This window comes from Pseudomonas spartinae, assembly GCF_965197125.1.
GTDB lineage: Bacteria > Pseudomonadota > Gammaproteobacteria > Pseudomonadales > Pseudomonadaceae > Aquipseudomonas > Aquipseudomonas composti_A.
This window is the reverse complement of the sequence record NZ_CBDAMB010000002.1, coordinates 619,853-634,278: the sequence shown is the minus strand read 5'-3', so window position 1 is coordinate 634,278 and position 14,426 is coordinate 619,853. Positions and strand designations below refer to the sequence as shown.

General features: G+C 65.7%; 13 protein-coding genes. All 13 read right to left on the bottom strand.

What is annotated here, in order from left to right; translation table 11 throughout:
• Positions 1–131 precede the first annotated feature (131 nt).
• Positions 132–647, bottom strand: a complete 516-nt coding sequence (locus tag ACN8M7_RS06755; RefSeq protein ID WP_490260211.1) for a DUF3617 domain-containing protein — start codon at positions 645–647, stop codon at positions 132–134.
• Positions 648–790: 143 nt separating this feature from the next.
• Complete coding sequence (locus ACN8M7_RS06750; RefSeq protein ID WP_061238746.1) at positions 791–1,198, bottom strand: DUF1850 domain-containing protein; 408 nt, start codon at positions 1,196–1,198, stop codon at positions 791–793.
• Positions 1,195–3,222: a TRAP transporter permease gene (locus tag ACN8M7_RS06745; protein WP_490260210.1), complete on the bottom strand. Its 2,028-nt coding sequence runs from the start codon at positions 3,220–3,222 to the stop codon at positions 1,195–1,197. The genes ACN8M7_RS06750 and ACN8M7_RS06745 overlap by 4 nt, the downstream gene beginning before the upstream one ends.
• Positions 3,223–3,466: 244 nt before the next feature.
• Positions 3,467–4,420 (bottom strand): TAXI family TRAP transporter solute-binding subunit, encoded by a 954-nt coding sequence (locus ACN8M7_RS06740; protein WP_490260209.1) that lies wholly within the window; start codon positions 4,418–4,420, stop codon positions 3,467–3,469.
• Positions 4,421–4,891: 471 nt separating this feature from the next.
• A complete protein-coding gene (locus ACN8M7_RS06735; RefSeq protein WP_490260208.1) occupies positions 4,892–6,232 on the bottom strand; it encodes a sigma-54-dependent transcriptional regulator in 1,341 nt (446 codons plus the stop codon).
• A 213-nt stretch (positions 6,233–6,445) separates the two neighbouring features.
• Complete coding sequence (locus ACN8M7_RS06730; RefSeq protein ID WP_490260207.1) at positions 6,446–8,203, bottom strand: sensor histidine kinase; 1,758 nt, start codon at positions 8,201–8,203, stop codon at positions 6,446–6,448.
• 40 nt (positions 8,204–8,243) lie between these two features.
• Positions 8,244–9,428, bottom strand: coding sequence for a C17 cyclopropane fatty acid synthase CfaB (gene cfaB, locus ACN8M7_RS06725; protein WP_490260206.1), 1,185 nt, complete (start codon positions 9,426–9,428; stop codon positions 8,244–8,246).
• Between the two features lie 126 nt (positions 9,429–9,554).
• Positions 9,555–10,358, bottom strand: a complete 804-nt coding sequence (locus ACN8M7_RS06720) for an HvfC/BufC N-terminal domain-containing protein (RefSeq protein ID WP_490260205.1) — start codon at positions 10,356–10,358, stop codon at positions 9,555–9,557.
• Entirely contained in the window at positions 10,355–11,194 is an 840-nt protein-coding gene (bufB, locus tag ACN8M7_RS06715) for an MNIO family bufferin maturase (RefSeq protein WP_490260204.1), read from the bottom strand. The genes ACN8M7_RS06720 and bufB overlap by 4 nt, the downstream gene beginning before the upstream one ends.
• Before the next feature lie 56 nt (positions 11,195–11,250).
• Positions 11,251–11,505 carry a BufA2 family periplasmic bufferin-type metallophore gene (gene bufA2, locus ACN8M7_RS06710; RefSeq protein WP_061238754.1) on the bottom strand — a complete coding sequence of 85 codons (255 nt, stop codon included), beginning with the start codon at positions 11,503–11,505 and terminating at the stop codon, positions 11,251–11,253.
• 115 nt (positions 11,506–11,620) lie between these two features.
• Complete coding sequence (locus tag ACN8M7_RS06705) at positions 11,621–12,628, bottom strand: FecCD family ABC transporter permease (RefSeq protein ID WP_490260203.1); 1,008 nt, start codon at positions 12,626–12,628, stop codon at positions 11,621–11,623.
• Positions 12,625–13,596, bottom strand: a complete 972-nt coding sequence (locus ACN8M7_RS06700; RefSeq protein WP_490260202.1) for an ABC transporter substrate-binding protein — start codon at positions 13,594–13,596, stop codon at positions 12,625–12,627. The genes ACN8M7_RS06705 and ACN8M7_RS06700 overlap by 4 nt, the downstream gene beginning before the upstream one ends.
• Positions 13,596–14,354, bottom strand: a complete 759-nt coding sequence (locus ACN8M7_RS06695; protein ID WP_061238992.1) for an ABC transporter ATP-binding protein — start codon at positions 14,352–14,354, stop codon at positions 13,596–13,598. The genes ACN8M7_RS06700 and ACN8M7_RS06695 overlap by 1 nt, the downstream gene beginning before the upstream one ends.
• Between the last annotated feature and the right edge of the window lie 72 nt (positions 14,355–14,426).

Here is a 14,426-nt window from a genome sequence, read left to right as displayed (position 1 = left end):
GATAGTCCCTTCGCAGCTGAGTGCCTCACTGGCAGGCATTTACTAAGTGCAAATGCAAATAATTAGCGACAAAAGTCTCGCAGCAGGACTCCCTTGCGTCAATACGAATAATTCACATCTTCTACTGCATCTCAGTTTCTTTTGAGAGCGCCGCAATCCGCCCCGACCCAACGGGCTCGGCTTTCCATGCTGCTCGGCTGGCCCTTGTAGGTGCCTTTGACCTGGGTGGTGAATTCCTTGTCACTGACGAAGCGGGTCTCCCCTTCACCCTGCGCATCCGGGCAGCTGAAGCGGAATTTCCACAGTGTCGCGTTGCGTTCGAGGATCTCGTTGCTGCAGCCTGAATCGGGGTCGTGCAAGGGGATTTCCTGGGCCTTGATCTGCTCGGCGGTGAGGCACATCTGCACGCCACCGGCACCTAGCTTGATGCCCTGCTCGGCCATCATGCTCTCCATCATCTGGCGTTGTTCCGGCGGCAGGTTCTGCAGTTGCGCCATCATTTGCTCCATACCCGGCATGGCCTGGCCGCCAACCTGCATGTTGTGCGAGCTGACCTCCCAGACGCCAGGTTGGATATCCAGGGCGCTGGCCATGACGGGCGACAGGCACAAGGCAACTGGGATAACGGAGCGCAAGATAGGGTGCATGGCGAATCTCCTGGATGGGGGTTCGCCTAGCCTAGCAGGCCGCAGACGAACAAAACCCCCACAGGCTCGCGCCACATGGGGGTTTCCTTCTTTTCATCCGGCACTTGTGGCGCCGGAAGCCTGGGTCCACTTTTCTGGTGAACCTAGCCCGCGTCGGCCGCGGGGGCGCTCAGCTCACAGCTCCAGAGTTCCAGCGCCGGCTGGCTCGCTTTTGGCGGGCCGAGCCAGTCGCTCATCGGGCGACAACGCTGGTCGATACACACTTGGTAGTCCCCGGCTTCGGGCGTACGCCCGACTCGCAGAGGTTGCAAAGGCGGTAGCTGACGCTGGTAGTGCCAGCTGCCATTGCGCAGTTCGGCGCCGTCGGGAATCTCCATTCCGGCGCCGGAACCCTTGACCCGCGCCTCACCAAGGACCAGGCCCTCGGCGGTGACGCGGTAATCCTCTTCCCAGCGGATCTTCTCGATGGTGTGGGTCCAGGCCAGGGTGAAGGCCGGTGTGGGCAGCTCTGCCCATACCGCCCCGGCCAAGCCCAGGCACAGGCCGATCACGCCGTTGCAGCCTGGGCGCGACGGGCACGCCAGAAGTGCTGAGCGATGAAGATGGCGCTGAGGGCGAAGCCGACTTCGTCACTGATCGGGGTGGCGAGAATCAGGCTGGCACCCGCGGCCAGACCCAGAATGCGCTCCCACCAGGTCAGCTTGGCCTGCAGGTAACCGGTGAACACCACACCCCAGATACCGATGGCCAGCATCGCCTTGAAGCCGACGTAGACAGTGGCCAGCAGGCTATCGCCCTGCAGCATCAGCGCCGGCGAATACACCGCCATGAACGGCACGACGAAACCGGCCACGGCGATACGCACCGCCCACAGGCTGATCTTCAGACCCCGTTCCTTGGCGATTGGCGCGGCTGCGAAGCAGGCCAGCGCCACCGGCGGCGTGAGGTCGGCCATGATGCCGAAGTAGAAGACGAACATGTGCGAGACGATCAGCGGCACACCCAGCTCCAGCAGCGCCGGTGCGGCGATCGAGCTGGTAATGATGTAGTTGGGGATGGTCGGGATGCCCATGCCCAGCACCAGGCAGGTGAGCATGGTCAGCACCAGCGACAGGAACAGGTTGTCCTGGCCGATGGAGAGGATGTAGCCGGCGAAGGTGGAGGCCACCCCGGTCAGCGACACCACGCCGATGATCACCCCGACCAGGGCGCAGGCGATACCGACCGGTACGGCATGCCGCGCACCTTCGACCAGCGCATGCAGGCACAGGGTCAGGGTGTCGCGACCGCCCTTGACGAACCAGCACGCGGCCACCAGCAGGGCGATAACGCCGAACACCACGCCGATACCGAGCTGGAAGAAGCCGGCGCAGAGCACGCCCAGGGCAATCCAGAAGGCGAAGCGCATGGCCTTCGACGACACCCGCAGGATGATCGCCGAACCTAGGATGACCATGGCGGTCAGGGCCAGGCCGACGGTACCGGAGAACAGCGGAGTACGCCCGGAGAACAGCAGGTAGATGAGGATGAATAGCGGAATCAGCAGGAACCAACGCTCACGCACGGCCTTCCACGGGTTCGGACATTCGTCCTTGGGCAGGCCGCGCAGGTTGGCGCGCTTGGCCTCCAGATGGACCATCCAGAACACCGAGCCGAAGTACAGCAGCGCCGGAATCAGCGCGGCCTTGGCCACCTCGAAGAACGGCACGTTGATGGTCTCGGCCATGATGAAGGCCACGGCGCCCATGATCGGCGGCATGATCTGGCTGCCCATCGACGAGGTCGCCTCGACCCCACCGGCGAACGCCGGACGGTAGCCGAAACGCTTCATCAGCGGGATGGTGAACTGGCCGGTCGTGACCACGTTGGCCACGCCGGAGCCGGTGATGGTGCCCATCAGCGCCGAGGACACCACCGAGACCTTGGCCGGGCCGCCGACCTTGTGGCCGAACAGGCCCATGGCGAAGTCGGTGAACAGCTTGATCATCCCGGCCTGCTCGAGGAAGGCGCCGAACAGGATGAACAGGAAGATGTAGGTCGCCGACACGTAAGTCGGGGTGCCGTACAGACCCTCGGTACCGAACGACAACTGGTTGACGATCTGGTCGAGGCCATAGCCGCGGTGCATGAGCTCGCCCGGCAGGTACGGGCCAAGCATGCCGTAGGCGAGGAACAGCGCGCAGATGATCGGCAGGGCGATGCCCATGACCCGGCGCGCGGCTTCGAACACCAGCACGATCAGGGTCAGGCCGATGATCATGTCGCTGCTGGTCAGGTCACCGGAGCGCTGGATCAGGTCCGCCTCGAAATACCACTGGTAGATGGCCGTGGCCATGCCCGCCAGGCCCAGCAGCCAGGCCAGCGGCTGCCACGGCCGGCCTTTGCCAAGTGCCGGGAAGCTGATGAACACCAGCAGCAGCAGAAAGCCGACGTGCACCGCACGCAGCACCTGGGTCGACACCGGGTGAAAGGCCGCAGTGGCGATCTGGAAGATGGAAAACAGCAGCGCGACGGCAAAGAGCGCCTTGGGCCAGTCGGACGGACTGGCGGCAAGACCGTTGTTTTGTTCACTCATGGAGTGCAAACCTCATGACTACTTCGATTGCGTTGACAGAGTCGCCAACAAAACCCACCGCCCGCAGGCGCCGGTTTTATTCGCGATTCTGGGGGCTACGGCCCATTCCGGTCTTTGCGCTGCAGGAGCGGCTTCAGCCGCGATCTGCTCGCGAACATCGCGGCTGAAGCCGCGCCTACAAAAGCAAGGTCGGCGTGGATGCAGAGCGATCAGGCCGCGACCCATGTCGCGGCCCGAGCCGGCATTACAGTACGCCGGCTTCCTTGTAGAAGCGCTCGGCACCCGGGTGCAGCGGGATCGGCAGGTTCTTGGTGGCGGTTTCCAGCTTGATGTCCTTGGCCGCGGAGTGAGCGGTGCCCAGGCGGTCGAGGTTGTCAAACATCAGCTTGGTCATCTGGTAGGCCACGTCGTCGGAAACGCCTTCATGGCTGACCAGGATGTTGGTGATGGCAACGGTGGGCACGTCAGCGTCCTGGCCGTCATAGGTGCCGGCTGGGATGGTGGCGGCCTGGTAGGCAGCGTTGTCGATCTTCGCGGTCACGTCGGCCGGGATCGAGACGAAGCTGATCTTCATGGTCGAAGCCAGGTCGCGGATGGCCGCCATGCCCAGGCCGGAGGACTGCAGGGTAGCGTCCAGCTGACGGTTCTTTATCAGCTCGACCGACTCGGCGTACGGCAGGAACTCGACCTTGCCCATGTCCTCGTAGCTCAGGCCAGCGGCTTTGAAGATGGCGCGGGCGTTGAGCTCGGTGCCGGACTTCGGCGCGCCGACGGAGATACGCTTGCCCTTGAGGTCATCCAGGGTCTTGATGCCGGATTCGGCGTTGGCCACGATCTGGATGTAGTTCGGGTAGGTACCGGCGATGGCCCGCAGCTTCTTCAGCGGCGCCTTGAAGCCCGCTTCTTCCACGCCATTCCAGGCATCGGCCACCGAGTCGCCGAGGGCGAAGGCCAGCTCACCACGACCCGCCTGCAGCAGGTTGAGGTTTTCCACCGAGGCCTTGGTCGCCTGGACCGAGGTCTTGGAGCCTTCGATGCCGTTGCTGTACAGCTGCGACAGGGCCACGCCAATCGGGTAGTACACGCCACTGGTACCGCCAGTGAGCACGTTGATGAAGGTCGGCGCAGCGAGCACGGCGGTGCTGGCAGTAATGGCCGCAGCAGCGGCAAACAGGCTGATTTTCTTGGTCAGTCGCATGGAAGTATCTCCGTCGTTGTTATGGCTTTATGCAGAGTTTCACTCTAGACGACGCCAACGAGGCGTCGTCAGCGTTGCGCGATCAGCCGCGCTGGGTGCAGCGATGGACAAGAGCCGCGGCGGGCGCGGAAGGGAGGCGACCCATGCACGGTAGCGAGTGCGTCAGGGCGCGAGGGGCATGGTGATTCATGGGGCTGACCTCTTGTCGTTGTTATGGTCGCCACGTCGGCAAGATGCTGCGCGGCTACAACGGACATAGCAGATGCCGTGCCAGAGGCTGAAACGCCCGAGATAGAGGGGTCGGCCTGCAAGACTGATGGGTCACTGAGCAAGAAACCGCTTACCCTCGCGTAGGCATAAGCAAAAATCCGCTTACCGAGTACCCCAAATGCAAACTGGAAAATCAGTGCGACACCAGCCGCCGGATTGCACCCGGGCTACGACTGGCCGCAAGCCCGCAGGCAGCGCCCGCTACTCCTCGCCGCCCGGCAGATAATCACCGCGCGCCAGGCCGTGGCGCTGCATCTTCTCGTTGAGGGTGCGGCGCGGCAGCTGCAGCATCTCCATTACCGCGGTGATGTTGCCCTGGCAGTGCAGCAAGGCGTTGTGCAGGCATTGCGCCTCGAAGGCCTCCATCTGCTGCGCCAGCGCCTGGCCGGCGAAACGCTCGGCCGGTGGCGGGCTGGACAGGCCCAGAGCATGACGCTCGGCCGCGTTGATCAGCTCGCGCACGTTGCCTGGCCAGTCATGCCCGAGCAGCCGCGCCAATTCGCTCGGCGCCAGCGGCGGCGCTTCGCGGCCATGACGCTGCGCGGCCTCGTGGGCGAAGTGCTCGAACAGCAGCGGAATGTCCTCGCGCCGCTCGCGCAGCGGCGGAATGTGCAGGGTGGCGACGTTGAGGCGGTACACCAGGTCCTCGCGGAAACGCCCGGCCCTGACCTCGTCGAGCAGGTCCGGCTTGGCCGCGCTGATGACCCGCAGATCGACCTGGATGCTCTTGTTCGAGCCGAGGCGCTCCAGGGTCTTTTCCTGCAGCACGCGCAGCAGCTTGACCTGCTGCGCCAGCGGCAGGCTCTCCACCTCGTCGAGGAACAGGGTGCCGCCGTCGGCGTGCTCGATACGGCCGATACGCTTGGCCTGGGCCCCGGTGAAGGCACCGCTCTCATGGCCGAACAGCTCGCTCTCGAAGATGGTCTCGGGGATCGCCGCGCAGTTCAGCGCGGCGAAGGCCTTGCTCGCTCGCGGGCTGAAGTCGTGCAGGCTGCGCGCTACGCGCTCCTTGCCGCTACCGGTTTCGCCGCGGATCAGCACGTTGACCGAGGTGCCAGCCAGTTCGAGGATCTGCCGCCGCAGGTTTTCCATCGGCCGGGAAATGCCGATCAACTGGCTCTCGATGCGGCCCTTGTCGGCCACCTGCCGGCGCAGCTGGCGGTTCTCACAGACCAGACGACGCTTGTCCAGGGCACGGCGTACGCTGTCGAGCAGGCGCTCGGGGGTGAAGGGTTTCTCGATAAAGTCATAGGCGCCCTGACGCAGCGCCTGCACCGCCATGGGCACGTCGCCGTGGCCGGTCACCAGGATCACCGGCAGGTCGCTGTCGATCTGCAGCAGCTTGTCGAGCAGTTGCAGCCCGTCACTGCCGGGCATGCGCACATCGCTGACGACGATACCGGGGAAGTCGCGGTCGACCACGGCCAGGGCTTCGGCGGCGCTGGCACAGGTGCGCACCGTGAAGCCGGACAGCTCCAGCCACTGCTGAACTGCCTCGCGAATCGCCGCTTCGTCGTCGACCACTATGACCTGAGCGCTCATGGCACCTCCTGATGAAAACGGCAGGCAGTGTAGCCCGGATGCAATCCACTGAGACCACCCGCTGCCCAAGGATGAGAACCCGTAGGAGCGGCTTTGGCCGCGATGGCCGAGCCTGCAAACCCTGGTCGCAGGGTGGATGACGCTGTTTTCATCCACCAAGCCTGGAGGCCATCGGTGGATGGGTGAAGCATCATCCACCCCAGGCCACGGGTATCAGGGCGCAGCCGGCAGACGCAGGGTGAATACCGCGCCCAGCTGGCCATTGTGCGCCTCCATGCTGCCGCCCAGATCACGCACGATACCGTAGGACACCGCCAGCCCGAGCCCCAGCCCCTGCCCCACCGGTTTGGTGGTGAAGAAGGGTTCGAACACGCGACCGAGGGTTTCCTCGTCAATGCCACCACCGCTGTCCTCGACGCACAGCAGGCAGCCATCGTCTTCACGATAGATGCGGACCTGCAGGATGCGCGGCTCGCTGTCGGCCATGGCATCGAGCGCGTTGTGCAGCAGGTTGAGGATCACCTGTTCGATGCGAATGGCATCGCCGAGCACTTCCGCCTCAGCGTCGATCTGCGTGCGCAGCTCGACCTGCTCGCTGCGCATGCGCGGCGCCAGCAACTGCAGGGCCTGCTCCAGTACATCGCTCAGGCACAGGCGCTCGCTGAGGCCGGCCGGGGTCTTGCGCGCGAAAGTCTTCAGGTGGCTGGTCAACGCGGCCATGCGCTGCAGCAGACCGTCGATACGCTGCAGCCCCTCGCGCACCGCTTCCGGCCTGCCTCTGTCCGCCAGCAGACGCAAGCTGCCGAGTTGCATCTGCAGGGCGGTCAGCGGCTGGTTGATCTCATGCGCCAGGGCCGCCGACATCTGCCCCAGTGCGGCCATCTTGGCAGCATGCACCAGGCCATCCTGGGCCTCGCGCAACTCGGCCGTGCGCAGCGCCACTTCGCGCTCCAGACGCTCGCGGATACCCGCCTGCAAGCGTTGGTTCTTGCGCCGCTGGGCGAGAAACAGCAGCAGGAAGGCGAAGGTCATCCACAGCCCGCCAGCAGCCAGGCGATAACTGCGCACACTGTCGGCCAGACCGACCGGCTCGCTGAGCAGATGCAGGGTCCAGCCTTCTTCGGGCATGTACATGCGCTGCCAGAGATAGTCGCGAATGCCGTCCGGGCCATCGAACCGCGCCCAGTCCGCATCGGCATCGATCTGTCGATACACCTGATGGGCCAGTGGCTGCAGCGCCTGCTCGGCGTAGCGGCGCACCTCTACCAGTTCCGCCCGCGCCTGCTCGTCGAGTGGCTGCAGGGCACGGAAACGCCAGATCGGCCTGTTGCTGAGGATCACCACCCCGTAGCTATCGGCGACCATGAGTACACCAGGCTGGCTGACCCATTCGCGCTGCAGGTCTTCAAGTTCCAGCTTGACCACCAGCACGCCGAGCAGCTCGCCCTTGTCATCGCGCACCGCGTGCGACAGGAAGTAGCCGGGAATACCGGTGGTCACACCCACGGCGAAGTAACGCGCCCCACCATCACGCAAGGCGTTCTGGAAGTACGGACGGAAGGCGTAGTTGTTGCCGACGAAGCTGCTCCAGTCGCGCCAGTTGCTCGCCACCAGGGTTTCGCCACGGGCATCGAGCAGGTACAGCACGGTGGAGCCAGCCGCAGCATTGAGGCGCTCCAGACGCTGGTTCAGCGCCTGGCGCAGCTGACGATCATCCGGTGCGCGCAGCAGGCTGCGGATGTCGCTGTCCAGCGCCAGCACTTCGGGCACCGAACTGAAGCGTTCGACCAGCGTGCGAATGGATTGGGCATACAGCTGCAGCTGCCCGCGCGCCTCAACGCTGCGCTCGTCCCAGGCCCGCTGCTCGGCATAGCGCCCGCCCAGCCACAGGCTCACCAGCAAGCCGGCGGCAATCGCCAGAACGGTAAGCAGAACGCGGTGGCGATAGCGGGGGCGCTGCAGCAGGGTCATGGGCGGCTCGCGAAATCAAGACGAGGCGCATGTTACTCCATCATGGGTAAAGGTCGGCGCGCGTCCAGGGCAGGTCATGATGCCCATCCTGGTAGGGCTTCACCGCCAGGATCTGATGCAGGTTCATCCAGCCATGCTGGAAGCCGTAGGCACAACCTGCCAGATACAGACGCCAGATACGCAGGGATTTTTCCGGCACCCATTGCGCAGCCTTGTGCAGTTGCCGCTCCAGACCCTCGCTCCACAGCTGCAGGGTGCGCGCGTAGTGCAGGCGCAGGCTCTCCACGTCGACGATCTCCAGCCCGGCCTCGCTGATCGCCTTGCTGATGGTCACCAGGTGCGGCAGCTCACCCTGGGGAAACACGTAGCGGTCGATGAACTCGCCGGCGCCACGGCCGACCGGGCGGCCATCGGTGAAGCGCGAGGTGATGCCGTGGTTCAGCACCAGGCCACCGGGCCTGGCCGCGCCGAACAGGCGCTGGCAATAAAGCGCCAGGTTGGCGTGGCCAACGTGCTCGAACATGCCGACGCTGACCACCTTGTCGAAGCGGCCGTCCTGCGGCAGATCGCGGTAGTCGAGCAACTCCAGGGTCACGTGCGCTTCCAGATCCTCTTCGGCCACACACTGCAGTCCCAGCTCCAGCTGCGCCTGGCTGAGGGTGATGCCGTAGACCTCGACGTCGAACTCGCGCGCGGCGAAACGCGCCAGGCCGCCCCAGCCGCAACCGACGTCGAGCAGCCTGTCGCCAGGCTGCAGGCGCAGCTTGCGGCACAGGTGGCGCATCTTCGCCTGCTGGGCCTGATCCAGGGTTTCCTTTCCATTTTCGAAATAGGCGCAGGAGTAAACCATGTCGCGATCCAGCCACAGCCGGTAGAACTCGTTGGACAGGTCATAGTGGTAACTGATCGCCTCGGCGTCGCTGCGCTTGTCGTGCGCGCTGTAAGGCTCCGAGGGCGCGGACTCGTCGCCCAGCAGCGCGGTGCTCAGCGCATCGCCCACTTCGATGGCGGCCTCGATGGGGCCTTCCAGATCGACGCGGCCTTCGACATAGGCGGCACCCAGTGCATCCAGGCTGGGGTGAGCCAGTTGGGTGACCAGGCTGGGGTCCTTCACCACCAGCGTCACGCGCGGTTGCGGCCCCAGATCGAGCTGCTTGCCGTCCCACAGTTTCAGGCGCAGCGGTAGCTGCAGGTCACGAAGTGCAGTAGGCAGTTGCGCGCGCATGGTCATCCCTCCTGGTCAGGTGAAACGAACTTCAAGCGGATGACCGGAACAATGTGCCCAAGTTCGATTCTGGCGACTAGCGGTGAGGGGGTAGCGCGGGCGCGCCTGGATGCGCTGTGAAGTGCGTCAGCCGGCGTCAGGGTGAACGCCATCGACCCGCTGCAACAGGCCGTCAGCCAGCCACTGACGCAACCAGCTCACGGCCTGAACCGGCGCCTGTTCGCCCAGATGCGCCAGTTCTGCGCACAACTCGGCAAAGCACCAGCCCTGCACGGCCATGCCCTGCAACGCCGCCGCTTCGTCGGCGGCCAGACTGCGATAGCGGGTGATCAGATGCTCGCGCCAGATCAGGCAGGTCTGCGCCTGCCCCAGCGGCTGGCTGCCGGGGAAGTCGTCCTGCTCCTTGCAGGCACGCCAGAGCGCCAGGCTGTTATGCCGGCACACCAGCCACTGCACACTCGGTAGCAGGCGCACCTGCAGATTCGGCCACGCCTCGGCGGGCAGTTCGGCCATCTGCGCCAGGCTCAGCGGCTGGCCCTCGGGCGCATCGAAGGCCAGGGTGAAGGCCCACTCCAGCCGCGCCAGCTCGCTGAGCGGCGCGGCCTGCGCAGGAATCAGATGACCATCGATGAACGCCGCCAGCTCGGCGCCGAGCCAGCGCAGGCTGAAGTGCTGCGAGGGGTGTGCGTCGATGTAGGCCAGCGCCAGGGCGTCGAATTCCTCGTCACCCAGCCAGCCATGCACTGCCGGATAGTCGCCACGCAAGGCTTCCAGCAAGCGTGCGCGGTAGGCGTTGTGGTAAATCGCCAGACCCTGTTCGACACTCAGCGCGGCGCTGCCCAGCAGGCTGGCTCGCAGAGCCGGGCTGGGCTGGGCATCGGGGTTCAGCAGGTAGGCCTGCACCTGCGCCTGCCAGTCTCTCAGGCTCATCGGGCGGTTCCTTGCAGCGCTTGGGCGGCAAACCGGCGCGCGCTATTCAGCTCGTCGAGCAGCACATCCAGGTCGGGGAAATGATCATCGCGTTCGAGCAGCGTAGACACCGGCCCAAGGTGCTGCAGCGTACGTTGATAGAGCTGCCAGACCGGGTCGCTGACTGGCTGATCATGAGTGTCGATCAGGTAGCTGCCGTAATCGCTGTGGCCGGCCAGATGCAGCTGACGGATGCGCTGCCTGGGCAGGCTGCTGATAAAGGTCCAGGCATCGAAATCATGGTTGCGTGCACTGACGTAGACATTGTTGACGTCCAGCAACAGCTCGCAGCCGCTCAGTTCGCTGAGCGCGGCGAGGAACTGCCATTCGCTGAACTGATCATCGGCGCAACGCAGATAGCTGGAGACGTTTTCCAGCACCAGCGGTCGCTCGATCACGTCCTGCACCTGGCGCACCCGCGCGGCCACGTGCTGCAGGCTCTCCTCGGTGTAGGGCAGCGGCAACAGGTCATGCAGCTGATGGGCATTGCCCTGGCTCCAGCACAGGTGATCGGAGATCCACGCCGGCTGGACGCGCTCGGCCAGTTGCTTGAGCTGGCGCAGGTAGTCGCGGTCCAGCTCATGCGGGCCGCCAATCGACAGCGACACGCCATGCATCACCAGCGGGTATTGTTCGCCGATGGCATCGAGGAAGTAGAGGGCCTTGCCGCCCGCTACCAGATAATTTTCCGAGACGATCTCGAACCAGTCGATCGCCGGCTGCTGTTCGAGAATGGCCTGGTAGTAGGTACTGCGCAAACCCAGGCCGAAACCCAGATTGCCGCGTTGAGCATTCATCGCTCGCGCCTCGCTCGCTGATGCGGGGCAACCGCCAGGCGGCTGCCCCGGCTCGATTACTCGCCGACAGTACCGCCTGCTGCATCGCACTCGGCCTTGGTCATGGCCTTGAAGCCGTGGCCCTTGCAGACAGCCTGACCTTTGCAGCTGTTCTCGGCGGTCTTGCAGTCGTTCTGGCCTTTGCAGGATGTAACGCCGTAGCAATGCACCTGGGCTTCTTCGGCGGCGACGACAGTGCCGGACATGCCAGCGAACATGGCAGCGGCAGCGAAAGCGATGGCGGCACCAGCAGCGGTGGATTTCATGGTCATGTGCGTATCCTCGGGTGATCTGGGTTAGCCGGGCTAAGGTGTTTTGCGTGCCGGCATTGAACTAGAGCGACGAGGTGAACGGGCGTTACAACCGGACTGAAAAAAAAATATCGACTCAGCGGCGCCGCAGCAACGCGACGAAGAACACCCCGCCGATGGCGGCAGTGACGATACCGATGGGCAGGTCCTGCGGCGCCAGCCAGGTGCGCGCGGCGACGTCGACCCAGACCAGGAACAGGGCCCCGAGCAGCGCCGCCACCGGCAACACGCGGCGGTGCTCGGCACCGACCAGAAAGCGCGCCACGTGCGGCAGCATCAGGCCGACGAAACCGATGGCCCCGGACAGCGACACCAGCACGCCGGTGAGCAAGGACGCCACCACGAACACCAGCAGGCGCACCCGCCGAGGCTCCAGGCCAAGGCTGACCGCGCTCTGCTCGCCGGCCATCAGCGCGTTCAGCGCGCGGCCCAGGCCCAGCAACAACGTCATGGCCAGCGCCAGGCACAGCGACGGCAGCCAGAGCAGCTCCCAGCGCGCCAGGCCAAGGCCGCCGAGCATCCAGAACAGTACCGAGCTGGCGGCGTGCGGGTTGCCCAGGTACAGCAGCAGATTGCTCGCCGCCATCATCACGAAAGACACCGCCACCCCGGCCAGCAGCAGGCGGTCGCTCTCCAGCCGCCCGCCCCGGCTGGCGATGGCCAGCACCAGCAGCATGCTCGCCAGCGCACCGACGAAGGCCGCCAGCGGCAGGCTGAGCAGGCCGGCGAATTCCCCCAGATAGAGCACCACGATCACCGCACCGAAGGCCGCGCCGGAGCTGACGCCGAGCAGATGCGGGTCGGCCAGCGGGTTGCGCGTCACCGCCTGCAGCGCCGTACCGACCAGCGCCAGCCCGGCGCCGACCAACGCGCCGAGCAGCACCCGTGGCGCGCGCAGTTGCCAGACGATACTGTCCTGACCGGCGCTCGGCGTCGTCTCGGGCACCATGCCGAACAGGTGTTGGCCGAGGATCGCCAGCACGCGTTCGAGCGGCACCTGCGCCGCACCGAAACCCAGCGACCAGGCGCAGGACAGCGCCAGCAGCACGGCCAGCCCAAGCAGCAACAGGCGATAGCGACTCACCGGGCGAAGGCCTCGGGGTGCAGCGCGGCGGCCAGCGTCTCGATGGCGGCGGCGTTGTCCAGGCTCGGGGTGACCGCCAGGTAGGGCAGCACCACGAAGCGCTGCTCGCGGATTGCGGTGACACCCTGCAGCGCCGGATGCTGGAGGAGGAAGTCACGCTTCTGCGCCGCCGTGCGCTCGCCGTAGTCGACGATCAGGATGACCTCGGGATCTTCCTCGACCACCGACTCCCAGCCCACCTTGATCCAGCTGCCGGCCACACCGTCCGTGACGTTGCGCCCGCCGGCCGCCTCGATCAGCGGTTGCGGCATGCCCTGCCGACCGGCACTGAAAGGCAGGTCTTCGCCGCTGTCGTAGACGAACACCCGTGGCCGCGACGGTTGCTCGCCCAGGCGCGCCTGCACCGCCGCGACCCGCGCCTGCATGCCCTGCACCAGCGCGTCGGCGCGATCCTCGACGGCGAAGATGCGGCCCAGGTTGCGCAGATCGGTATAGACATCATCGAGGCTGGCGACGCGGCCCGGCATGACATGCGCGCAGGACTCGCTCAGCTCGTACACAGGAATGCCGAAGCGCTCCAGGCTGGCCGGCGTGATCTCGCCGCCGATGCGCATGCCGTAGTTCCAGCCGGCGAAGACGAAGTCGGTACCGGCGCCCAGCAGGTTCTCCAGCGACGGGTAGCGCGCCGCCAGCTCGGGCAGACCGCCCAGCTGCTCACGCATGCTCGGATCGAGGGTCTTCCAGCCGCTGACGCCGGTGTAGCCGGCCATACGCTCTTTCAGGCCCAGCGCCAGGAGCATGGCGGTCATGTTCACGTCATGGCTGACCGCGCGCTGCGGCGGCTGCTCGACGGTCACCTGGCGGTCGCAACTGGTGACCGTCACCGCCCAGGCGGGGCTGGCCGAAAACAGCGCCGAGAGCAAAAGCATGGGTAGGAGCGGCTTCAGCCGCGAATGGCACAGGCTCATCAAAGGATCCAGGTAATACGCGGATAACCCGCCAGTGGATGGGTGTCGACCAGTGCCTGCACCCCGAACACCTGTTGCAGCAGCTCGGCAGTCAGCACTTCGGCGGGCGTACCGACGGCCACCAGGCGGCCCTGGTCGATCACGCAGAGGCGGTCGCAGAAGGCCGCCGCCAGGTTGAGGTCGTGGAAGCTGGCCAGCGTCGCCAGGCCCAGCGATTTGATCTGCCGCAGCAGTTCGATCTGGTAGCGCGGATCGAGGTGGTTGGTCGGCTCGTCGAGAATCAACAGTTGCGGCTGCTGCACCAGGGCGCGGGCGAGCAAGGCGCGCTGCTTCTCGCCACCGGACAGCTGGGCGAAGGCCTGCTGCGCGCGCTCGCTCAAGCCCACCCGCGCCAGCGCCTCAATGACCAGGCGTTGATCCTCGCCATCGTCGCCATCGAACAGGCCCTTGTGCGGCGTGCGGCCCATGGCCGCCACCTCGTGCACGCGCAGGCCGAAGTCCTGCGGGAATTCCTGCAGCACCACCGCCACGCGCTGCGCGCTCCAGCGCGGCGGGCGCTGCCACAGCGCTTCGCCGCCCAGCTCGACACTGCCACTGCAGGGGCGCTGGAAGCGATAGGCGCAGCGCAGCAGGCTGGTCTTGCCGCTGCCGTTGGGGCCGATCAAACCGAGCAGCTCGCCGTCACCGATCTCCAGGTCGATGGCGTCGAGCAAGACGCGCTGGCCATCCGGCGACCAGCCCAGGTCACGGATGCGCAGGCGCGGCTCAGGCGCCGCGCTACGGTGGCTGGGCGTCGACGACGGACTGGCTGGCCAGCCCGAGGCAAGGCT